The following is a 23,724-nucleotide window of genomic DNA, read 5'->3' on the forward strand; positions in this document are numbered from 1 at the left end:
TCATTGCACTTTTATAGAATTAATGATTTCGTCTTTTGAACTATATCTTGTTTGCTCCAACAAATAAAGCCCATATCTTTTCTGCTCATCAGAACGATATTTTCCATTGATGTCTCTTGGATGAGAAAGATGAAACAAAGGACCTTGCGAACGATAAACTTCATATCCAAGGACTTCTAATCTTTCTTTTCTTTCAACATCTTCTGGAGCCCAACCATAAAAGTTTTCATTTTCCATACCTGCCTTTATATAAACATCTCTGTTTATAAAGACAGCACCTCCATTTGCCAAATGACCATAAGGAAGTAGCATCCGTGGTACACTTTTTTGCAAAATTCTTATATCACTTTGAGCAATATACAATTCTCTAATAATAGAGGTCGTTTCAAAAAAACGCCCATCATAAGGAAATGCTATTTTATAATTAGACTGTAAAGCTTCATATGCTTTTACTATTTGAGGAAAGTCTAGAATAATGTCAGAGTCCCAAATTCCTATATATTTGGTAGCAGTTTTGCGAATAAGACTATTAATATAATGAGTTCTATAAAATATCGGGTCTCTATCTTCCACAAAAAAATAGTTAATGTCCTTAGGCAAAAGTCTTTCCAGCAATCCATTGTTATAAGGCGCAGCTTCCAACACATAAATATTTGTTTCAAAATTTCGAAGAATGCACTCTATGGACTTTAGTAAATTCTCTAAACGAACGACAGAATCAATTCTTACAGGAATAAGAAAAGACATTTCCAACAAGTTAATCTTTTGTTCCATACTCAACAATATTAATATAAAGTAAATATAATCCAAGTATACCATCAAGTCCTTTGGGAACTTCGGCTACCTTAGTTTTGTTCTTATAATAAGAAGAACTCTTTATCTTTTTAAGAATCAAGTCGTAAGGTATCTCGATTTCAATACCATTTTTGATATAATACTTTAACGCGAAATATAATCTGATTAATCCTAATTGCCCAAACAATTGATTATCTTTAATTTCACTTACTATTATTGCGTTAATAGAAAATGACCTCTTAAGCCATTGCATATATGTCTCCCACTCATTCCCCAAAGAGAATTCCTTACTTACCAGACAAAGTGTATAATATAAGTATGCCCTATTCTGCTGAAGATAGGGAATTCTTGTTATAATACCCATTCTAATCTCATTGATTATTCGTTCCAAATAATAGGTATATACTCCTAGTTTGTGTAATTTGAACAAAACATACAAAAAAGTAACCAAGTCGTAATGAGCATCAGCAAGTAATGGTTCATCAGCCAATATTGTATTAACCCTTTGATGTATATAGGCTATAATTTTAATAGACCATAATTTTAGAAATTGCTTATAAGGCTCTTCTATAGTCTCTAACTCTAATCTTTCAGTTAAAAATACCAACACATCTAATAGATTATGCAATTCTATCACTTCAGAATTGGTATCTATTCCCAAATTAGTAGTCTTATACAAATACGCTTCTATAGTTTCAAAGAACGACTGTCCTTTTCCTGTTAAAAAGCCTTTTTTATTAAGCCACATAACAAATAAACCAATTCCAGTTATACCATTTTCAATATCAACGGTTGGAAGTTGCTTTATACTATTTGTAACTCTCAAAAGCATTTTTTCAGCAAGGGTTTCGTAGTTTTCATCTTTAGCTTTTTGAGATAACCAAAAATAAAAAGCACAATACCCAGATTGTCCATGTTGCAAATATACATTATGCATATTTACATCAGAAACTATTTGTCCTAAAAGAACCTGTGTAAAATCATCCTTAATCATAGTTATATTTTATATCATTGTCTCGTTGTATTGTTTTATCTGTTTCCTTAACTCGTGCTTTCAGCTTTCCTAATCTCAATATGGCAGAAAACATAAATGATGCTTTATAGTACTTGTCATACGATTTTACATTATAATTGTTTGTTGCCTTTTCTGTTTCATTTATCTTATGAATATTAAAGAAATTATCGGCAGAAAATACTAACCTCAGCTTATTAGTAAAAAAGTATTTTGAAAGAGAAACACTATAAAAATATTTGGCATATCCTCTTCCTTGTAACAAAATACTTCTTGAAAGGTAACTGCCTTCTATGTCAAGGTAACAGGCCTTAGGCAATTCGTATTCCATAATACCTTTTACAAAATAAATCCAGCCATGCTGCTTACAATCAATTTTTGGTGCAGAGTAATCCACATAGCTTATTGATTGCATAAGCCGTGCATATACATTTCGAGAAAGTCTTCCTGACAAAGAGTTGTATAACATCAAATCATTTTTCTTACCAATATTGCCTGTTGTATTATGCAATATACTCTTATCGGTATATTGGTAGTTTAATATCAAGCGATCAGTTGTCGCATAAGTTAACGAGGTAATGAGCGTATACCTCTTAATTCTCTGGTTAATTGTAAAATCTATTGTATGGGTATTCTCTGGCTTTAAATCTGTATTGCCGTACGTCAACTGCAATGGAGTTGTATAATCAACATAAGGATCCAAGACCGAGATGTTTGGACGTGAAACATTCATGTCATATGACAATTCCATAGACATGTTATTAGAGCATTGATATGCAAAGCTTAATGAAGGGAGCAGATTACTAAAATGCTTTCTGAGATTGTGATTGCTGTCAGAATGCAACAATTTATCTTTTTGATACTCATAGCGCAAGCCCAAGTCCAGCTTTAATTTTCTTGAAGAAATCGCATAAGAGCCATAAAGATTTGCGACTTGTTGGGTATGATTATAGGCAGAATCATCATTTCCAAGAAATTCCTGTTTGTTGGCTAATGACGATTTTAGCAAACTCCTCTCATTAGACTGAGGACGCAACACCAATTTTCCACCTAAAGTAATTCTTTGAGCCTTATTTATGTTATGCCAAAAACTTGTTTCAAATGTATGGACTGGAATATTGGATTTTTCTTTTTCCACATAATTATAGAAAGCATTAAAGGACATATTTCCCAAACCAAGTGTATCTATTTTCTCATATATAGAGGATGTAGTTTGGGTATATGGTCTATTGTAAAAGTTATAGCCTAAATAAAATTTTCCATTCAATACGTAGCTTTTGACAAAACTATGCTCAAAACTTATGGTCGCATCATACTCTGTATTTTTAAACAATCTATGATTCTTTTTCACATAAGAATAGCTAAGCGCACCATTTTCCTGATACGTAACGGTCTCCTCACGAGAATTCTCATGTGGATTACTGAAATTGCTCAATATAACTCTGCCATAGAGATTTATCAACGTTGTATTATTGGCTTCATAACTGGAAGAAAACTCTATACTATGAGCATTGGATTTATATCCGTCAAAATGAATATACTTGTCTGTTTGATAAAAAAGAGTACTCTGCTCTCTTATTTCTTTAGACTCATTTGTTCGTGAATGATCATAATCCCAAATGTTTTGGTAATTCAAACTTACAGTAAAGTTTTTATTTTTCGTTAACCCAAATATAGAATTAGACATACTTTCATCCGACACTCTTGTATAAATGGTTCCGAGCAAGCCTTCTAGATGTCCTTTTGTTACAATATTTACAACTATGGTGTTTGAACCATATTGCAAACCTGGCTGAGTATTAACTTCAATTCTTTTCAGATTTGAAGCTTTCAAGGCTTGGAATATAGTCATGACATCCCCTTTAAGGAGAGGGTCTCTCATACCATTCAACTCATATACTATGCTTTTTCCATTCTCTGCACTGATTCCGTTATTGGCAGAAACTATCAATAATGGAACTTTATGCATTACATCTAAAGTACTTTTATTTTGTGCCGAAGAATCATTGCTCACTTCATAAGTAAACATACCAGGAGATAGCTTAATCAATGGACGCATAGCCACTACCTCGACTTTTTCGAGATTAACATGAGTCGGCTCCAAAGCAATTGTGTCTTTTAAGGCTAAAAGACTGATGGAACGACTAACATACCCCACACAGCTCAAATGCAGGGAATTGCTATTTTTCTTATAATTTCCTTTAATTACACTCATTCCGTGAATGTCCGTTATGCCTGTTGCTGTTACATTTTGTAATGAATCTAAAAACAACAGACTCACTGACGGAATAGGAGAACCGTCCTTGGAATCTATGACACAAGGATAAGTACTTTGAGCTTCTACATAGACAACAGAGAAGACAAGACTAAGTATTATGAGAAATATTCTATTCATTACTCTAAGTAAAATTTATTATATGGGATTGGAGCTTTCGGGCATCTTGGGTCAGGAAAGTCCCATTTATCCATACCATACGCCATTAATATTGTTTTCCAACATACGCCCTTGCCTTGTCTACAAGAATTTCTTTCTTTACAAGTATAACATTGACTTTCTGATTTTCCTTTTTGAGAAAAATTATAAAGCTCCATAGCCCTATCTGAATTCCAAATATCTCGCAATGACGCATCATTGATATTTCCCAACACAAACTGGGGAAGACTATACAATTCCTCACAAATAGTAATATCTCCCGTTGGCAACAACACTACATTGCGAACATTTCCTGTACATAAAGCTCTATCACAAAAATGCTGCTTGCGAAATAAAGCATCATACATATATGAAGCATCATATCCTGAAATATTGATATTCAACTTCGGATAATTATGCTTTATGCTATTTATAAATGCCTCAAGAACTTTGAAGTCTTTTTCTTTTACTGATAATTCTTGAAAATTATTTTTGTATAACGAATAACCACAAGGATTTACTCTTATTTCTCTTATATTGTCATATTGAGCTATAAAATCAAATAATTCCTGTAGGTTATCACATGAACAGTTGTATCTTGTAATAACTACATTAATATTTGTCCTCATCTTTGCTTCCTGCAAATTTGATAGAGTTTCTTTCATTCGCTCCAGATAATTCATATCCACATGAAGCATTGCATGCAAAGTCTCTTTGTTGACAGAGTCTAAAGAAATTTGCATTCGTTGTATACCTATGCTTTTCAATCTGTTTATTACTTTCTTGCCGATAGGCATTTTTGTGGATATGAGTGGAGAATAGTGGCATTCAATAAGTTTTTTTAAAATATCAAAGATTCCTGGATGTAAAAGAACTTCTCCTCCATTAATGTCCATCTCAAGCACACCATTGTCATAACATTCTTGAATGAAATCTAAGACTTTTTGGGTAGGCATACAATTATTACCAAATGCTTTACGATTAGCATAACAATAGCAGCAATCCGTATAACATTTCATAATAAGTTCCATATTGACATAGACAGGATAATCTAAACGAATTTGTTTGTAATTAGGAGTACCTATATATCTAAAATCGTTTACACAATAATTCTGCTGCCTATTGACATTCTGCGCCTTTTTAACTAATATTTCTCTTGGGAAAAGCACGCAATGCCCATGCTTATCCCTTAGAGTAACCATTTCCTTATTCTCTACAAATGGTAATATGATTTTGCGCATTTTCTCAAAAGGAATATTGAAGAAGTGAGCACAACTAGCTATTTCATTCTCCAAAGGGCTTTCTCCTCCGAAAAATGAAAGCATCATAGCTTGAAAGGGATGGATAAAAGTAAACCAATCTTCCCCTCCATAGCTTAACTCTCGCTTAGAGTAAAGTATTACCCTATTCCCATCTTGCCTTAATAAGTAATCAGGGTTTAACTGATATGAATCCATTGTAATCAGCAGTCCTTTGGCTTTCTTTACTTATTTGATTCCTTGCAACCTCTTATGCAACCTTCACTACAACTACTACCTTTTTTCTGGGTGTCTTTGCATCCATCTCTACAACTTTCTTTGCAAGAACCACTTCCACCTGCACATGAAATGTCAGGTATGCCATAATTGTCATACTCTGTTACACCACCAAGGATATCTTCAATATCCTCTTGTGAAAAGTTCTCTTTTCCCAAATTCAAATTGTCTAATTTTTCTAATTCCATAACAATAATTTAATTAAAATCTAATACGTTGCAAATATACTTAACAAATAATCATAGTAATACTTTTCTTTATTATATTTAATATTTTTTAAATTCCAGTCTTGACATTTTAACTCATATTAAACCGGAAAGGCGTATTTGTAATGATTCTGTCTTTTAAAAAAACATGTGTTCAAAAGAAAGCTAACAGGTAGCCCGCCCTTAAACACATGCAAAATATCACTTTTAAGCGGTATTTTAAGAGAGAGAGTTTCACATTTTCCTCAGTTTATCCACCCAGAGCAGACTACTTCCTCAAAGAATTGGAAGTCAGTTCCAGAAGGCTCTGCAGATAATCATCGTCTGTATCCTTCTTCATCTTATTCAGCGAATTGGCGAAGAAATTCTTCTCGTCAGCATTCAGCAACTTGCCGTATCCCTTACAAAGCTTGACTATTTTGTTGGCAATGCCCGTCTGGAGGGTACGCCGAGTCACCTGATTTCCAAAATAAGGGTATTGGTCTCTGGCATTCTTAAAGGCAGCACGGAGCGTGTTGAGTTGCATTATAAACTCTGCAGCATCCTTTGGCGGAGTCATCTCCAAGTCATAACTGCGAACCAGATTTTTGTTATACCTGATGTTGCCTAGAGAAACAAGAGAATCCAAACCTTGAACAGCATTCATCTTATAAGATAATGGCTTCTTATAGGTTTGCGGATCCTTGGAGTAGAACTTATATACACTGCCCTTTACCGAACGATCCATTCCCTGATACCATACCAAGGCATAAACATATCGCATGGTAGAATCCTTGCTGTCGCGGAAATACTGCAGGTTATAGTTGCGGTCTTTGTGAGTACCAAACTCGTAAGTCATGGAATTATCCTTGCCATACCCCACCCGATTCGTTTCAAGACTGAGAGAGCCCGCTTTCTTGGTAAAACTAATATAAGCGAGGCGACTATTGCTCAATAAAGCCTTTTGAAAGGTATCCACCATTTTCTGCTTTCTCTCAGGAATAGCGAACTCAAATCCCTTCATCATACCAATATTATAGGTATTCATAGAGGAAGAAGTAACAAAGTCGCCTTTCAACAAATCCTGTGCGAATACATCAAAAGCCTGGTCGATAGCCGGTATAGGCTCCTGAGCATGGCAAGCCGAAGAGAGCATCATCAGGCAAGCCACAAATGCTAATTTAAAAGTTGTTTTCATATTCTTCTTCTTTTTAATTGTTTCTTTTTAATAAACCTCTTGGTCACCACTCACATAGTCCTCATCATGCACATTCTCCTCGCTTTCGAACGAGGCACTGGCAATTTCGGCATTGAGCGACTGGGTCTGAAGAGCATCGACGAGATAGAGTTTGAAGAACATTTCGTTCTGCTGTGTCTCCATCTCCCGGAGATGCGCATCAGCAAGCTTTTCCGGCTCTGCCAACAAAGAATCGGTAGCAATATTCTGAGCTATCCAAAGCTTTGGAGGAGTAGGAGCAAACAGATGCTGACGATATTGCCTCTGCCTGTGCTCCCTTGTCTTGGGAGATACGGAATCACCCGATTTTTTTATCTTTTCAGGCATGGAAAGATTGGCATCTGTCGATTTCTCCTCGTGGACAACAGCAGAATCAACATCCTCCTGAGTCGTTCTGCCATCGAGTTGAGCCATCTTCGAATCGTCCTGATGCCCTGTCTGTTGACCTATCCGAGGAATGGCAATCACAAAGAGCAGGGCGATGGATGCAGCCATACCTATCGGCAACCATAGGCGACGCATTCGTGCCTTAATCTTCGGATGAGCATCTTCTACATGATTCTCTGCCTCATAGTCGAGGGGCATCCCTTCATCGAAATATCCAAACATCATCTGATATTCCTTCAAGTCATCGCTCAGATCGGGATGCTTACGAAACCACTCCCCTATCAGAGCCTCCTCTTCCAGAGAAGTCTCACCAGCCATAAATCGGTCGAGCAACAGTCGTATGTCCTTTTCTTTTTCGTTCATATCCAGTTTCCTCCTTTATTGATTATACCTATTTATATATAAGGGCTATCGACATCTTTTTCTGATTTCCTGCAACATCTGCTTTCTTGCCCTCGAAAGCAAGACAGATACAGATTCAGGGGTGATGCCCACGATTTGCGCTATTTCCTCAAAGCTTTTCTTCTCTACCTGTCGCAGATAAAGCACCTGATATTGGTTGGAGGGCAGAGCCTTGAGGCGTTTTTGCAGCCACAGCTCGTTCTCCGAGTTTTCCACTTCCACATCGGGCAGCGCATAGTGGCTAGGCGACTTATCGAAAGGCTGGGCATCTATCGAAATCATCTTCCGCTTGCGAAAGAAGTCGATGCAAAGATGCTTGGCGATGCAACCCATCGAACCTTTGGCATGAGCAGCAGACTGAATATCATCCTTGATGGCCCAGAGCTTGAGCATCGCATCCTGTGCGATATCCTCAGCCTCATCGCAGCCAACACCATAACCTTGACTGATCTGCAAGGTTATCTGCCGCAACTGCGGAACGATATGGATGAATTCATTCTCTGTCATTAGCTCTCTTTTGCTTTATTTATTCAAAACTACAACATAAACGGAAAAGAAGTGTTTTTCTTAACGAGATTAACTTATATTAACAAGAAAGCCTGGCAAACGTCATTGCCAAGCTTTCTTGATTTTAAAAACTATTTATTACTTATCCATAAACGACAAGCCCTGATAGAACCAGACATTCATCTGGTTGGCACCACGATGATTCCAGGCATAGTAAGGGATCAGGGTGAGGTTCTGAACCTTGACAGAAATGACACCTTCCTTCTTTTGGTCCAAGATATGAGCAGGTGTAGAAATTGCCTTGACTTTGAAGGCAGGAGCACCCTTGGTCTCCTTGTTCTCAATGCTGTAGTTATCTACCAGCGAGAAAGACGGCTTCTTAGCCATGATGGTGCGGAGTACAGGCTCGTTATCGTTATCCACAGCCTCAGCGCAATATACCAATGGTCCACGCTCTACGGCAACCTTACCCTTATCATCTGCTACCTTGCCATTAGCAACCACTGTACGGATTGGCATATCGAAATGGATGCGGATCACATCGCCCTTCTTGATATTCTTGACAGGGAGATAACCCTTGTTGGCATCGAGGTCAGCCTCTACAACTTTGCCATTCACGGTTACGCTATAAGCAGGCTTCTCGGCATCGCTATACTTGTAAAGATCGCTAGGTACTACCTGGTTGCGAACCCATCCAGGAATACGAACCAGGAGGTTGGCATTCTTTACACCGCTCTTCTTCACAGCAATCTTGATATCGCCGTTCCAAGGATACTCGGTAGTCTCCTCCAAAACCACATCCTTACCATTCACCTTGATGGTAGATGTATTGCCGGCAAAGAGGTTAACATAGATATTGTTATCCTTCACGCCATAGAGATAGCCAGGAACAGAAGGGATGAAGCGGCACAAGTTACTTGGGCAGCAGGCACATCCGAACCATGGCTGGCGGGTTGTGTTGTTATCTGCATTGAAGGCATACTTGCCATCGCTAGACAATGGGTTTGGATAGAAGAAACGACCACCATCCATACTCATACCTGATATTACACCATTATATAAGGTACGCTCCATGCAGTCGATATACTTGCTCTCGCCGTGAAGCAGGAACATACGTTCGAAGAGGTAAACCATAGAGATGGCTGCACAGGTTTCGTTGTAGGCAGTCATGTTTGGCAACTCATAGTTCTCGCCGAAAGCTTCACCGGCATGACGGGCACCTACACCACCCGTAAGATAGTACTTCTTGCCAACGATGTTCTCGAAAATACGGTCGATGACCTTCATATAGGCAGAATCCTTGGTCAGGGCAGCCACATCGGCAATACCGGCATACATATAGCCGGCACGAACAGCATGACCTACCGCCTCTTTCTGCTCCAGGATAGGAGCCTGGCTCTGAGAATATGGGTTGCGGATATGGGTCTTGCCACGATAGTCGAGCAGATACTTAGCCTCATCCAGATACTTCTTCTCACCGGTCAGGGTATAGAGACGAGCCAAAGCCATCTCTGCAATCTGATGTCCCGGAACGATGGTAGTCTGTCCTGGTTTAGGTCCCACTTCCTTTACCACACAATCGGCATAGCGCTTGGCGATATTCAGGAACTTGGTGCTTCCGGTAGCCTGATAGTGAGCGCAGGCTGCATCTACCATGTGACCGAGGTTGTAAAGCTCGTGGCTCGCCTCCTCATCCTTGACCCAACGTTTATTTCCCGACCACTGGTGTGGATGCTTTGGGTTGATGGTACGGGCGGTATAGAGATAGCCATCTGGCTCCTGTGCCGCAGCTACCACATCGAGCACGCTGTCGATGTAAGCCTTCAACTTCTTGTTCGGATAAGTCTGGAGGATGTAGCTGGCACCTTCGATGGTCTTATAAACATCGGTATCATCGAAAGAGAAGCCCATGAACTTGCTCACATCCCACTCCTTGGTATCCAAGCCCGGGTGGTTAGGATGCTGCAAGGTATAGGCAGCCATATCGAAGTTCTTGTAACGGTGCTCGCTCTCACACTTGCTGAAAGCCAATGGCACGGTTACTTCTCGGGCAGCCTTCAGACGGGCACCCCAGAAAGTATTCTGTGAAATTTTCACACTGGTGAATGGTACTTGAGTAAATGGATAACCATTGCCCAATGTCTTTGCATTCTTCGCCATGGTTGGCACAACTACGGCTGCCGAAAGCAATACTGCTGAAATTAATCTCTTCATTTTCAAATAGGTTTTATTAATTTTATATTATTGTTTGTTATTTCGGTTGCAAAGATAAGAAAACTTTCCGACTATAGTGTATAATAAACAATAAAAAAGCAGGTAATTATCAGTCAAACACCTATATTTATATCATATTTAACTCTTTTTTTTGTTACAATCGTTTTTTTATCTTACCTTTGCAGTCAAATTAGAAATACAATAATATATCAAATATGAATCATCTTCCATACCGTGCCATCGCCCTTGATCTGGATGGCACCCTGACCAACCACGACAAGGTGGTTACCCCGAAAACCCGCGAAGCGCTGCTCCAGGCAGAAGCCGAGGGTGTTGTTATCATCCTTGCTTCAGGCAGACCGACCTACGGCATCGAACCGGTGGCGGAATGTCTGGAACTGGATAAACGAGGCGGATACATCCTATCTTATAATGGCGGCAACATCGTGAATGCCAAGACTGGCGAAAAACTCTTCGCCCAGTTCCTGCCTGATGAGGTGATACCTATATTATATAGGTACGCGAAGGAGAAGAACCATGCCCTGCTGGGATATGCCGGCAACGAGATTATCACCGAGATGCCCGACGACCCGTATGTGAAGGAAGAATCGCGTATCAACAAGATGAACATCCGAAAGGTAGAAAACCTGTTCGAAGCCCTGGAGCCTCACCCTACCAAGCTCCTCATGACAGGCGACCCGGCAGATATGCTCAAGGCAGAAAACGAACTTTCAGAGATTCTGGGCGACAGGATGGACATCTTCCGTTCAGCCCCATTCTTCCTGGAACTGGTTCCTAAAGGCATCGACAAGGCAAAGTCCCTGCTCCGCCTTCTGTCGAAAATCAATCTCACCCCAGCCGATATGATTGCTTTCGGAGATGGCTACAACGACCTGAGCATGCTGAAACTGGCAGGCATGGGTGTAGCCATGCAGAATGCAGCACCAGAGGTTAGAGCCGAAGCCGACTACATCACGCTGTCCAATGAAGAAGATGGCGTAGCTGCTGCTTTGGAACATTTCAGTAAAAAGGATTTTTAAAAGTAAAAAGGTAAAAAGGTAAAAAGAAACTAGGGAGATTATACCCCGCTAGGCTTTTTACCTTTTTACTTTTTTACCCTTTTACCTTTCAACAATCAGTCCACCCTTAGGCTGCATTTCCACCTTCAGGTTTCCCTTCTTATCCACCTTTACGGTCTTCATCTGAGAAACAGGCCAGAGAGCCTTCTTGTCCTTGCTGGCAGTTTCATGATAATAGGTAACGCTCTTGCCGGCAAGCATTGGCAGATTCAGGGTGAGCTTCATCACCTGGTCGGTTCCGTTCAAACCAGCCACATACCATTTATCACCATGGCGACGGGCAACAACGGCATATTTTCCAGGATAACCGGCGATGAACTTGGTCTCATCCCAGGTAGTAGGAACGCTCTTCAGGAAATCAATTTCGTGCTGAGGAAGTTCAGAGAGATTGTTCGGATAGATGGCGATACATTGGATAGCAGCCTGGTTCATGATAGCCGAAGCCATCTCGAAAACATCAGTAGTATAACGGCGATGACGACTCTTGTTATCCTTGGAGAGATACTTGTTCATGATGGTACCACCCCAATCCATCGCAGCCACGGCGTTGCGGCAGAATGGATGCATGGTCAGTTCGAAAGCCTCCTGCTTGGCATGATACTCAGAGAAGAATACATTCTCCGAAGCCAGTACAGCCTCGCTCGATACATAGTTAGGATACATGCGCTCCCAACCTCTTGGCAGGGTGCAGCCATGGAAGATAACCTGAATGCCATAATCGTTGGCATCGCTCAGGATGTCTTCATACTGCTGCATGGTATGCTGCTTGTCGCCACCAAAGAAATCTACCTTGATACCCTTGATGCCGATACTTTTCATCCAGGCCATCTCCTTCTTGCGGGCCACGATGTTATCCATGATGCCACGAGGTCCCTGAGGTGCATCGTTTGCCACACCATTGGAATTATACCAGAGCATCAGACTCACATTCTTGCTCTGCGCATACTTGCTCAACTCTGCTATCTTGTCTCTACCAATCTGGGTATCCCAGAGCGCATCAACCAGCACATATTCATATCCCATGGTAGCAGCCAGGTCGATGAACTGCTTCTGGTCGTTATAGTTGCAGGATTCATCCTGCCAGATGAGCCAGCTCCAGGTATACTTGCCTGTTCCGTATTTCTGGGAAGCCTCGAATCTTGGCTCTACTACATCGTATGGAATGGTGGTCTCTACCAGAGGCTTCAAATCAGAACCCACGGTAATGGTGCGCCATGGAGTGGAACCCGGAAGGATGAAGGCGCCCGATGTAGAACCGATGCCATCTGCCTCCTTCTCCATTGGGAAGGCGATCTGATAACCCTTAACAGCATCATAATCGCTGATGTGACAACCCGGATAGTTGCCATGAGTACCCGTCTCGCTGACCAAAACCCAGCCATCGCCGCCTACCTTGAAGAGGCAAGGGAAAGTATAGCCATGACCATAACCCGACTTGGCTGTAAGAGGCTGATCCACCTTATAATCTTCTTCATAACTTGGTTTGGTTCGGGCAAAACCGATGAGCGGATCCGACTGTGGACAGAGGTAGGTGGTGGTTACCTTCGGCAGATTGAAGGCTGTCTTCTCCTCGTTTACGATGAGATGCTGTGCCTTCAGTTGATCAAAAGTATAACGGAAAGCCACATCGTTGTTGCTTACATTGAAGGTAACCGTCATTGGCTGCTTCTTGCCGTTGATGTATGTCACGTTGAGCTGGTTGGCATGATAATCTACATGCGAAACCTTGGCGGTGCGGAGGTCATAGCTCTTCTCCACCTTTATCTCATTCTTGCCCTGATAGGTCAAGCCCTGACTGAAATCGCCTACATTGGCAAGGAGTCCGAGCTGTGATTCCTCCATCATTCGCTTGCCTGCATAGTCGATGGAATAATAGAGTTTACCATCGCGGTCTTCTACCACGACATTCAACTTACCATCAGGAGAACTGACAGTATTCTTCTCTGCGTATGCACCGATGCTCGCCATCAATGCCAGCGCTACTGCTAAAACGTTTTTCTTCATTTCCAGATAAAAGTAATTAGTTTATTTGTTACTATGTTTTTATGCCGCAAAGTTAAGCAATATTATCGAATAAACAAAAATTAAACCGAATTATTTTGTACTTTCTTCAAATAATAGTAACTTTGCACGAAATAAACTATACACATATCAGCAGTTATGTTACAACTTGACAATTTCTATAAGGCTCGCTTCGTGCTGAGCAAGGTAATAAGAAAGACTGAGCTGGTTCACACGCCAAGAATCAACCCAGAGAGTGATGTTTATTTGAAACCAGAGTGCCTACAAAAGACCGGTTCGTTCAAGATTCGTGGTGCTTACTATAAGATTTCACAACTCACCGATGAAGAAAAGGCGAAGGGTGTGATAGCCTGTTCTGCGGGCAACCATGCACAGGGTGTAGCTCTCGGTGCCACCGCCATGGGAGTGAAGAGTCTTATCTGTCTGCCAGAGGGTGCTCCTATCTCTAAGGTAGAAGCAACCAAGCGACTGGGTGCTGAAGTCTGTCTGGTACCTGGCGTTTACGATGATGCCTACCAGAAGGCGCTGGAACTGAGAGATGAGCATGGCTACACCTTCGTTCATCCTTTCGATGATGAGAATGTCATCGCCGGGCAGGGCACCATCGGTCTGGAGATTCTCGACCAGTTGCCAGATGTAGAAGCTGTCGTCGTTCCTGTAGGTGGCGGCGGACTTATCTCTGGTGTAGCCTTTGCCATCAAGTCGCTGAATCCTAACGTCAAGGTATATGGCGTTCAGGCAGAAGGAGCAGCAAGTATGGTCCAGAGTCTGCACGATCACAAACAGGAGAAGTTGCCTTCTGTAGCGACCGTAGCCGATGGTATTGCCGTAAAGGAACCGGGCAAGATTACTTTTGAAACCTGCTCCAACTATGTTGACGAAATCGTAACCGTGAGCGAGGATGAGATTTGTGCAGCCATCCTGAAACTCATAGAGAGTGAGAAGATGGTAGCCGAAGGTGCCGGTGCAGCCAGCGTGGCTGCCGTGATGTACAACAAGGTTCCGGTGAAGGGCAAGAAAACCATCTGCGTGGTAAGCGGCGGTAATATCGACGTAACCATACTGAACCGTGTCATCACCCGTGGTCTTGCCAAGAGCGGCCGTCTCTGTACCATCGAGATGGAGCTGGATGACAAACCGGGAGAATTGGTAGAGGTATGCTCTGTCATCGCCGGATTGGGCGGTAATATCACCGGTGTTCACCACGACCGTTCTGCCAACCGCAACAAGGTGAATGCCTGCGTGCTCCGCCTCACCATGGAGACTCGCGACGAGGAACACGTAAAAGAAATCAAGGAGGCTTTGGAATCAAAGGGATTCCACCTCTGGATTGTTTAATGTTAAGTGTTGAATGTTGAATTATACATTGTAAATTATAAATTATAAATTAGATTATGAACGCAATTCACACAGACAATGCGCCTGCAGCTATCGGTCCATATAGCCAGGCTATCGAAGTAAATGGTTTTGTATTTGCATCTGGTCAGATTCCTATCGACCCTGCAACAGGTAATTTCGTAGAAGGTGGCATCAAGGAGCAGACTCGTCAGAGCCTCACCAACGCCCAAAACATCCTGAAGGCAGCCGGAACAGACCTTTCTCATGTGGTTAAGACTACAGTTTATCTGAACAGCATGGACGATTTCGCAGCCATGAACGAGGTTTATGCCGAGTTCTTCAGCCAGCCATATCCAGCCCGTTCTGCCGTAGCTGTAGAGAAGTTGCCAAAGGGTGCCCTCGTAGAGGTTGAGGTTTTGGCAGCCAAGTAATTCTTCCTTTTTTCTATCAGGAAGTAAAGTTTCTAGGTGAAAATATTCTTTAGATGGTATCAAGCATTACATTAAAGAATCTGATTATAGGCTATCGTTCGAAGCACCAGCTCCGGGCGATAGCCTCACCTGTTCATGCCTCGCTCCAAGCCGGTGAACTGACCTGTCTCATCGGAGCCAACGGAGTGGGCAAATCTACCTTACTCAGAACTTTAGCCGGATTTCAGCCAGCACTTGATGGCGAAATCCTGATTCAGGACAAATCTCTTTCCGATTTCTCTGCCCAGGAACTCGCCAGAGAAATCAGCATCGTTCTCACATCGAAGACAGACCATGCCCAGCTCTCTGCAGAAGAGATTGTTGGTATAGGCCGTTCTCCCTATACCGGTTTCTGGGGCACATTATCTGCTGGCGACAAACAGATTGTTGCCGCAGCTCTTCAGGAAGCCGGCATTCTGCATTTGGCTCAAAGAAACATCAGCGAACTGAGCGATGGTGAACGTCAGAAGGTAATGATAGCCAAAGCCTTGGCGCAGCAAACCCGCATCATCATCCTGGACGAGCCAACCGCCTTCCTCGATTTCCCCAGCAAGATAGAAACTCTCCAGATGCTCCGCCATCTGGCGCACGAACAGCATAAATCCATATTACTGTCAACCCATGATGTAGAGTTGGCGCTCCAGCTCTCCGACCGTCTCTGGCTGATGGAAGAAAGCCGTTTCTCTATCGGCACTTCTAAAGAGTTGGCTGCCGATGGTTCCTTATCCAGATTCATCAATCGTGACGGCATCCGATTCAACCAGGATTCCCTCCGCATCGAAATCAAATGAGTTTTCGTAATTGATTTTTTCTATGGTTGCACGCAAGCACATGAAGAAAAATTCTCAAGTGGCTCAGTTTGCTAACTCAAGTAGCTCAGTCAGCGAGTTCAGACGTCTCAGTTAGTTGATGCAGACGTCTCGGTAAGCCTACGGATACGGCTCCGTTAGCCTACACAGCCATATCTGTAACCCGATGCAGTCATATTCGTAACCCAGCGCAGTCATATTCGTAACCCAGCGCAGCCATATTTGTAACCTAACGCAGCCATATTCGTAACCCAACGCAGCCATATTCGTAACCCAGCGCAGCCATATTCGTAACCCAACGCAGCCATATTCGTGAATAAGTTTTAGATAATTATCTATCATCCATCACGATTTACATACACCACGCACATTAATACACTAATATACAGATACTTAAATAGCGTGACAGATACTCCGAAAACGGGAATATCCATCACGCTATACAGAAGAGATAATTACCTCATTATCAAACGTTTAAAGATTTGAAAAGAGGAAACGTGTAAAATCTAGCACTTTGAAAGCTAGGATACGTACAACAACAAGAATACCAAGAAGTTATGAGACGTAAGATCTATAATCAATTATTAAGATGGAAATCAGACGATAATGGGCAGAACGCATTACTCATTGATGGGGCACGACGAATTACCTATCGACTCCTTACGTCATTCACACCTCAGACTTAGCGGAAAAAGATGGGATAGTATATCTGCCACTCTATATGACACCCCTGCTATAAACCAGAGCTAGAAGAGGGCGTGCAAAGACTATATCTTGCACACCCTCTTTTTTTTTCCGATTCCTACAATATCTCCAACTGATCCTTTACCGCTTTATAGCAGCGGCGGGAAACCGTGATTTCCTCATGGTCGAAAGGAGGAGAAAAGATGCAGCGGAGCGTATAATTCTCGATGCAGAGAAGATAATCGAGATTGATGATGCAATCCTGACGAACCTGAGCCAGAGAAGGCGACATGGAAAGGATGGTCTTTGCCGTGGTCTGCCTCTTCAATTTATAAACCTGCCCATTCGACAACTTCAACTGCCAAAGATGAGTAGCCTCATCAAAAGTGCAACTGAACACATCATCGGGCTTCAACATCAATAAACCCGAAATGGTCTGAATGGCAAGACGCTTGGCTGCTGTTCCCAGCATCCCATTCATTCCCGAAAAATCCTGAGCCTTCTGAGAAGCCAAGACTGATTCAGAAGAACAGGAAGAGGACTCTGGAACGAAAGAAGCATCTTCATCCACATCATCTCCATCTTTCATTTTCTGCCGGATTCGGTCTACCACCAGTTCAAACTCATCCTGCTGATAAGGTTTCAACAGGAAATCGAAGGCAGAGGCTCTGAGCGCATCAATCATATACTTATCGAAGGCGCTGTAAAATACTACGATAAGTTCCATCGGAATTTCATCTCTCAGAGATTGCAACACCTCAAAACCCGTCTGTCCAGGCATTTCGACATCGATGAACAGCACATCGGGCTGTATGCTCATCACCAGATTCTTTGCCGATACCGCCGAAGAGGATGTGGCAATCACCTCAAAATCTTCCAGAGTTGCCAAATCATCCTGCAACCTGTGGATGCTCTGTGGTTCATCGTCCACAATCACAACCTTAATTCTATCTTGCATGTTATTTCGTTTTAAATTCTTATGAAAAGTTTCTTACTTAAAGACATTATAATCGTAATTACATGGAACTCCGATACTTACACATATTCCTCTATTCCTGGTACCACCCTCCTCTTCTGATGCTCCTCTGTTGCTCTGCATCTTGAAAAACATCTTGCGTTCGTTGCTTGCATTAAGCATTTCGATGGTACTGTTCAGAATTCTCAATCCGGTTCCCGTACTGGCAGCACAATTTTTCTTTTTCTTGCCAACGGTACCCGAAACTCCACATCCGTTGTCTGTAACATCTATGCGGAGCATATCGTCCTCAACCCAGATATTTACATCCAGCAAAGGCTTATCTTCCGTCTCTTCCATTCCCACAAAAGCATGTTTCAAGGCATTCTCTACAGGAATCTGGATAATCATAGACGGCAGCATAAGCTTCATATCCACATCCTTGGCAACATGGAACTGAGGCATCGGAAGGAACGGATTGGTTTCATGGCGAAGAGTAGAATAGCTCGTCACCATCTGCAGTTCCTCTTCCAAACTTACCGCCATCTTATCGCAAGAAAGCAAGTAGGCACGCAGTACCTGTATCAGGAGCTGAAGCGGTTTGACATTAACCCCCTTCGGAAGATTAGATACGAAGATATTGAGCACATTAAATACAAAATGAGGCGAGAAACGATTGCGCACATTCTCCATCTTCAGAGCCATCATCCGGTTCATCTCCTCATGATGCTGATGCTTGCTGCGCAACCATTTGTAACGGAGGAAAGCGATGAGAGCCAACACGCTCATTACCAGCAAGCCGATAATCAGGAGCAGGATGACTCTAAAGGATCTTACCTCTGCTTGCGTGGTGCTAAGGGATAAATCACGGCGAACGATGGCCGTATCCTGCTTGAATCTCAATTCATTCTCCTGAACATTCGAAACCATCGTAGCGTTACGGAGCGAATCGTCGTACTGATTCATCAGTTTCTGATATTGCAGAGCCTTGGCATATTGTCCCTTGCGCTCACAAAGAGCCGCCAGTCCCTTATGATAAAGGTAAAGATAATTAGGCGACATCTTGGAGAGATTGTATGGCTTGTTCAAAATCTCAGTAGCCTTCGCCAGACTATCCTGCTTCAGAGCCAGAGATGCATTCAATCCATCCACATAGAATTGCACATCGCTCTGCATGGAGGGCTGGGCAAAGAAGAATTTCGTGGTAAGAGTCAGATATTTCTGTGCAGAATCCAACCGGTTGAGCTCCAGATAAGTCTGTCCGAGATTAGCATCAACAATAGCCGTCGCCAGGGGCTGTTCCATCTGCTGTGTAGCCTTTTGAGCCTTCAGAAAGCATTTCAGAGCCTCAGCCGGTTTTTCCTGACTGCTGTACACATTTCCCCAACTGTTGTAAAAGAAATGAACATCTTTCGGATTCTTTGGCGGATACAGGCGTTCAGCCTTCTGGAAATAATGATGCGCCAGCTGATAGTTCTGCAAATCATTATAAACCTGTCCCAGTCCTGAGAGAATACTGTTCTGGGCTTCATGCTGATTCAGAGAATCTGCCAGGAAATAGGCACGGCGATACCAGGAAGAAGCATCCGCCAGCTTACCCATCTGTCTTGACGCATCGGCAATATTGATACATACATCAATCGCCTCGCCGCAACTGTCAAGGTTCATGATTTCATGATAAGCTTTCTCATAATAATTCAAAGCCTCCTTCCTCTTGCCGGAAACCAGCAAAAGTATGCCTTGCAGATTATCAGCATAAGAAAGAATTCTGTTGTCAGGAGTTTGTTTGCAATAAGCGTTAACCGAATCTATCAACGACTGGCATTGGGCATCAGCCCCCTTCATATAATAACATTTAGCTATTAATAATTTTTTCCATTGATCGCTTTTATCGGGATTACCTTCACATTTGAAATTTCTTATCAGCATGATCATCGAATCAGGATAACTCTGCATGAGAGATTGGTGACCGGACACAAATTCATCGATATCTTTATGCCACAACTCATCATCCTTCTGCCGATGAGAACAAGCGGCAAACAGCAGCAGCAGAACGAATAGCCACAGAAGGCACAGTCCGTTCTTAATCTGCATCGTCATTATCTTTCTATATACACTTACCATGATAGACTATTTAAATGAATTTATGTTTCAGTTGCGAAAGTACAACAAAAAATCCAAATAGACAAAAAAATAACTGAAAAACTCATTTTTTATATAAAATATGAACTAAAACGCGTTTAAATGTGTATCTTTGTAGCATGGAAATGCATTTATTCAAAAATATAGAACTAAATAATATGCCTGAAAGGATGAACAATCCATTCAGCTACGAACCTCATCCGCTCTGCATCGAAGCATGCAAGGAGCTGCAGGCTGAACTCTCACAGCGAAACGACTGGCGAGAGGAAATTGACCGTGGAAAGATGTTCGGCGTACTTATCGTAGAAACCGGTAACGGTAAGATTGGCTATCTGAGAGCGTACAGCGGACAGATTGGCGGCAGAAGCGATTGGGAAGGTTTTGTGCCAGCCGTTTTCGATTATCTTCAACCCGACGGATATTTCAAGGTACATGAGGCTGAGATTTCGGAAATGAACCAGCAAATCAGACAGTTTGAAGCCAACGAAACCCTGATAAAGGCGAAAAGCCTGATTGATGATTTGCAGCAAAAGCGCCAGGAAGTTATCGCAAACTATCAGACAAAGATAAAAGAAGCAAAGGAAAAGCGAGATGCAAGGCGCCAGGAAGCCCTTTCAGCAGGAACGCCCCTGAGCGAGGAAGAGGAGAAAGCGATGATAAAAGAGAGCCAGTTTATGAAGGCAGAACTGAAGAGGCTGAAAAAGTCGATAAACGAAAAGACGGCGTACGAAACGCTATATGAAAACTACGAAAAGGATTTGAATAGTGCAAAACAGCTCCGCAAACAGTTATCTGAAGAACTTCAGGAATGGCTGTTTTCGAAATTTCAGATGCTGAATGCGGAAGGAGAAACCAAGGACCTGCTGGAGATTTTCAAGGACGAGGCGGTTAAGATTCCACCTGCCGGAAGTGGAGAATGCTGCGAGCCGAAACTCCTGCAATACGCTTACCAGTATGGCTACAAGCCTCTGCAGATGGCGATGTTCTGGTGGGGAGAGAGTCCGAAAGAAGAAATCAGACATCATCTTCAGTTTTATCCTGCCTGCAACGGAAAATGCAAACCGATACTACATTGGATGCTGCCTAAAACAGTCTTTGAAACCCAACAGACCGAAACTACTATATATAATAAGGTGGAAACGCTCTACGAAGACCGTGAACTGGCTGTCATCTATAAGCCCGAAGGTTTACTTTCGGTTCCGGGGAAAGATGCAGCCCAGCCTTCCCTCTACGCTCTGATGCGCAGGAAATATCAGGAAGCTACCGGTCCGCTCATCGTCCATCGTCTGGACATGGCAACAAGCGGACTGATGATTATTGCCAAGACCGAGTTTGCCTATCATCGCCTGCAGAAGAAGTTTCTGAATCATCGGGTTCAGAAGAAATACGTAGCCATCGTTTGCGGAAAAGACAAGGAATCGTGCAACCGGATTCTGAAAGAAGCTGAAGGCAGAAGAGGTTACATCTCGCTCCCCCTGATAGCAGATTTTCTAGACCGTCCACGCCAGATTGTAAACCGCGAACAGGGCAAGGAAGCCATTACAGAATACGAGGTTCTAGAGCGTATTGACGATACCCATCTTCGCCTGGCGCTCTATCCTAAAACGGGCAGAACGCACCAGCTGAGAGTGCATTGTGCTCATCAGGAAGGTCTGAATGCCCCTATCATCGGCGATCCGCTCTACGGCAACGAGCCGGCAACAAGACTGCATCTTCATGCAGAGGAAATCACATTTGAGCACCCGATGACGGGAAAGAAGATGACTATAACAAGAAAGGCTGATTTCTAAAGTTTATACAAAGAACATCACGATAACCTGAGCTATCACCACTCTGATAAACATGCCGAGCGGATAAACCGTAGCATAACTGATACTTGGCGTATCGCCATCCAGCGTCTCGTTGGCGTAAGTAAGCGCCATCGGATTCGCCATACTTCCACAGAGGATTCCGCAGATACTGCCGAAGTCATACTTCTTGGTCTTCAGGATGATGAGACCTACGATAACCACAGGCACAACCGTGATAAGGAAACCGATGCCTACCCACATCAAACCTTCCGGACGGACTACCGTCTCGAAGAACTGTCCACCAGCCGCCAATCCCAGGCAACCGAGATAGAGGGCAAGACCCAGTTCTCGCAGCATCAGACCCGCACTTCGCGTCATGTAAGAGATGAAATGCACACGAGGCCCCAGCGCACCAATCAGAATACCCATCACGATAGGACCACCGGCAATACCCAGACGCACAGGAGCCGTCATTCCAGGAATATCCAGAGGAACGGTTCCTACGGCTAGACCGAGAATGATTCCGAGGAAGATAGCGCCGAGGTTCGGCTCGTTCAGGGTCTTTACGGCATTACCCAGAAACTGCTCTACATGGTCGATACTCGTAGGGTCGCCAACTACCGTCAGTCGGTCGCCGTACTGCAGACGGAGGTCATCTGTAGCAAGCAGACGGATATCACCACGAAGCACTCGGCTCACATTCACGCCATAGGAATTTCGCATCTGCAGACTGCCCAGGCGCTTGCCGTTCAGTCCCGGACGGGTAACAACGATAATGCGGCTTTCAACCTTCGCATCAATCGCATTCCAGTCTACCTTATCATTATTCCACTCCTTATCCACCTTCTTTCCGAAGAGAATCTGCATCGCCGAGACCTCGTCCTTATTGGTAACCACGAGCACATTATCATTCGTATGAAGAACCGTATCAGCCTGAGGAACTATCACCTGTTCGCCTCTCCACACACGGGAGATGATGAACTTGCGATGCGTCATCATCGTAATCTCTGCTATGGTATTGCCGTTCAGGGCAGGATTCACGATTACGTATTGTCCGATAGACGTATGGTCGTCATCATCATTATTGCGAATCTCCAGATCTTCCGGTTTCACAAAGAGTTTGCGCAAGAGCATCATCGCCAGGATAACGCCCACAACACCCAACGGATAAGTAACGGCACAGCCCAGAGCCGCACCTTCGCTAGGCAACCCCAACTGCTGCAACGCCTGCTGGGCAGCACCAAGGGCAGGCGTATTGGTTGTGGCGCCACACAGGATGCCCATCATATCAGGCAGACTGATTGGCAAAATCCAGCACAAGCTGAGCGAGAACAAGGTTCCCACCAGGATGACTGCCAGACTCCAGAGATTGAGTGAAATGCCTTCGTGACGCATCGAACCGAAGAAGTTAGGACCCACATAAAGACCCAGCACATACACAAACATGGTAAGGCCGAAGCTTTCTGCAAACTCCAGCATGTTCTGGTCAATAGAGATCCCTAGATGACCCGCTATAATACCCACGAAGAATACGAAGGCTATGCCAAGGGAGATTCCTTTGACATGAATCTTGCCGAGGGCAAGACCCAAAGTACAAATCAAAGATAGGATGACGATGCCTTGCACCGCCGAATGCACGTTGATTAAATTATCAAACCACATAATGTTTCTTTATATCTATTCTAGATAATATTAAAAAAATTGCTTTTTCTCGATGCAAAGGTACATTAAAATGCGAACAAAACAAA

Annotated in this window: 18 protein-coding genes; 5 read left to right on the top strand and 13 right to left on the bottom strand. The window is 43.0% G+C overall.

Annotation, left to right across the window (positions count from 1 at the left end; genetic code table 11):
• The 9 genes from KUA46_RS12025 to KUA46_RS12065 form a co-directional block, all read right to left on the bottom strand.
• On the bottom strand, positions 1–774 hold the full coding sequence (locus tag KUA46_RS12025; RefSeq protein WP_218487505.1) for a hypothetical protein: 774 nt from the start codon (positions 772–774) through the stop codon (positions 1–3).
• Entirely contained in the window at positions 758–1,789 is a 1,032-nt protein-coding gene (locus KUA46_RS12030) for a hypothetical protein (RefSeq protein ID WP_217326896.1), read from the bottom strand. Before KUA46_RS12030 ends, KUA46_RS12025 begins: the two co-directional genes overlap by 17 nt.
• Positions 1,782–4,202 carry an outer membrane beta-barrel protein gene (locus tag KUA46_RS12035; RefSeq protein ID WP_217326897.1) on the bottom strand — a complete coding sequence of 807 codons (2,421 nt, stop codon included), beginning with the start codon at positions 4,200–4,202 and terminating at the stop codon, positions 1,782–1,784. The genes KUA46_RS12030 and KUA46_RS12035 overlap by 8 nt, the downstream gene beginning before the upstream one ends.
• Positions 4,202–5,677: a radical SAM/SPASM domain-containing protein gene (locus KUA46_RS12040; protein ID WP_217326898.1), complete on the bottom strand. Its 1,476-nt coding sequence runs from the start codon at positions 5,675–5,677 to the stop codon at positions 4,202–4,204. Before KUA46_RS12040 ends, KUA46_RS12035 begins: the two co-directional genes overlap by 1 nt.
• 26 nt (positions 5,678–5,703) lie before the next feature.
• Positions 5,704–5,943, bottom strand: coding sequence for a hypothetical protein (locus KUA46_RS12045; RefSeq protein ID WP_217326899.1), 240 nt, complete (start codon positions 5,941–5,943; stop codon positions 5,704–5,706).
• A 286-nt stretch (positions 5,944–6,229) separates the two neighbouring features.
• Positions 6,230–7,138: a hypothetical protein gene (locus KUA46_RS12050; RefSeq protein ID WP_218487504.1), complete on the bottom strand. Its 909-nt coding sequence runs from the start codon at positions 7,136–7,138 to the stop codon at positions 6,230–6,232.
• A gap of 27 nt (positions 7,139–7,165) precedes the next feature.
• Positions 7,166–7,927 carry a hypothetical protein gene (locus KUA46_RS12055; protein WP_217744103.1) on the bottom strand — a complete coding sequence of 254 codons (762 nt, stop codon included), beginning with the start codon at positions 7,925–7,927 and terminating at the stop codon, positions 7,166–7,168.
• A gap of 45 nt (positions 7,928–7,972) precedes the next feature.
• Entirely contained in the window at positions 7,973–8,473 is a 501-nt protein-coding gene (locus KUA46_RS12060; RefSeq protein WP_218487503.1) for an RNA polymerase sigma factor, read from the bottom strand.
• 138 nt (positions 8,474–8,611) lie between these two features.
• On the bottom strand, positions 8,612–10,687 hold the full coding sequence (locus KUA46_RS12065) for a glycoside hydrolase family 127 protein (protein ID WP_218487502.1): 2,076 nt from the start codon (positions 10,685–10,687) through the stop codon (positions 8,612–8,614).
• 215 nt (positions 10,688–10,902) lie between these two features.
• Here KUA46_RS12065 and KUA46_RS12070 point away from each other — a divergent pair, with 215 nt between their 5' ends.
• On the top strand, positions 10,903–11,727 hold the full coding sequence (locus KUA46_RS12070; protein WP_218487501.1) for a Cof-type HAD-IIB family hydrolase: 825 nt from the start codon (positions 10,903–10,905) through the stop codon (positions 11,725–11,727).
• An 81-nt stretch (positions 11,728–11,808) separates the two neighbouring features.
• Here KUA46_RS12070 and KUA46_RS12075 read toward each other — a convergent pair whose 3' ends face one another.
• Positions 11,809–13,770 carry a glycoside hydrolase family 97 protein gene (locus tag KUA46_RS12075; protein ID WP_218487500.1) on the bottom strand — a complete coding sequence of 654 codons (1,962 nt, stop codon included), beginning with the start codon at positions 13,768–13,770 and terminating at the stop codon, positions 11,809–11,811.
• Between the two features lie 156 nt (positions 13,771–13,926).
• Here KUA46_RS12075 and ilvA point away from each other — a divergent pair, with 156 nt between their 5' ends.
• The 3 genes from ilvA to KUA46_RS12090 are packed head-to-tail and all read left to right on the top strand — an operon-like array spanning position 13,927 to position 16,387.
• Complete coding sequence (gene ilvA, locus KUA46_RS12080; protein WP_022120251.1) at positions 13,927–15,126, top strand: threonine ammonia-lyase; 1,200 nt, start codon at positions 13,927–13,929, stop codon at positions 15,124–15,126.
• A gap of 56 nt (positions 15,127–15,182) precedes the next feature.
• The gene (locus tag KUA46_RS12085; RefSeq protein ID WP_006848032.1) at positions 15,183–15,557 is read left to right on the top strand and encodes a RidA family protein; all 375 of its coding nucleotides are present in this window, start codon (positions 15,183–15,185) and stop codon (positions 15,555–15,557) included.
• A gap of 53 nt (positions 15,558–15,610) precedes the next feature.
• A complete protein-coding gene (locus KUA46_RS12090; protein ID WP_218487499.1) occupies positions 15,611–16,387 on the top strand; it encodes an ABC transporter ATP-binding protein in 777 nt (258 codons plus the stop codon).
• An 820-nt stretch (positions 16,388–17,207) separates the two neighbouring features.
• Here the strand turns inward: KUA46_RS12090 and KUA46_RS12095 are convergent.
• Together KUA46_RS12095 and KUA46_RS12100 are read right to left on the bottom strand one after the other, a co-directional pair.
• A complete protein-coding gene (locus tag KUA46_RS12095) occupies positions 17,208–18,047 on the bottom strand; it encodes a LytR/AlgR family response regulator transcription factor (protein WP_153139417.1) in 840 nt (279 codons plus the stop codon).
• A gap of 33 nt (positions 18,048–18,080) precedes the next feature.
• Complete coding sequence (locus KUA46_RS12100) at positions 18,081–20,144, bottom strand: tetratricopeptide repeat protein (RefSeq protein WP_218487498.1); 2,064 nt, start codon at positions 20,142–20,144, stop codon at positions 18,081–18,083.
• 200 nt (positions 20,145–20,344) lie between these two features.
• Between KUA46_RS12100 and KUA46_RS12105 the strand changes: the two genes are divergently transcribed.
• A complete protein-coding gene (locus KUA46_RS12105) occupies positions 20,345–21,976 on the top strand; it encodes an RluA family pseudouridine synthase (protein WP_256625070.1) in 1,632 nt (543 codons plus the stop codon).
• Between the two features lie 3 nt (positions 21,977–21,979).
• On the opposite strand, the gene KUA46_RS12110 is transcribed toward KUA46_RS12105, so the two are convergent.
• Entirely contained in the window at positions 21,980–23,638 is a 1,659-nt protein-coding gene (locus KUA46_RS12110; protein WP_218487496.1) for a putative transporter, read from the bottom strand.
• Positions 23,639–23,724: the final 86 nt, after the last annotated feature.

It is taken from the genome of Segatella copri, assembly GCF_019249765.2.
GTDB classification, from domain to species: Bacteria; Bacteroidota; Bacteroidia; order Bacteroidales; family Bacteroidaceae; genus Prevotella; species Prevotella copri_K.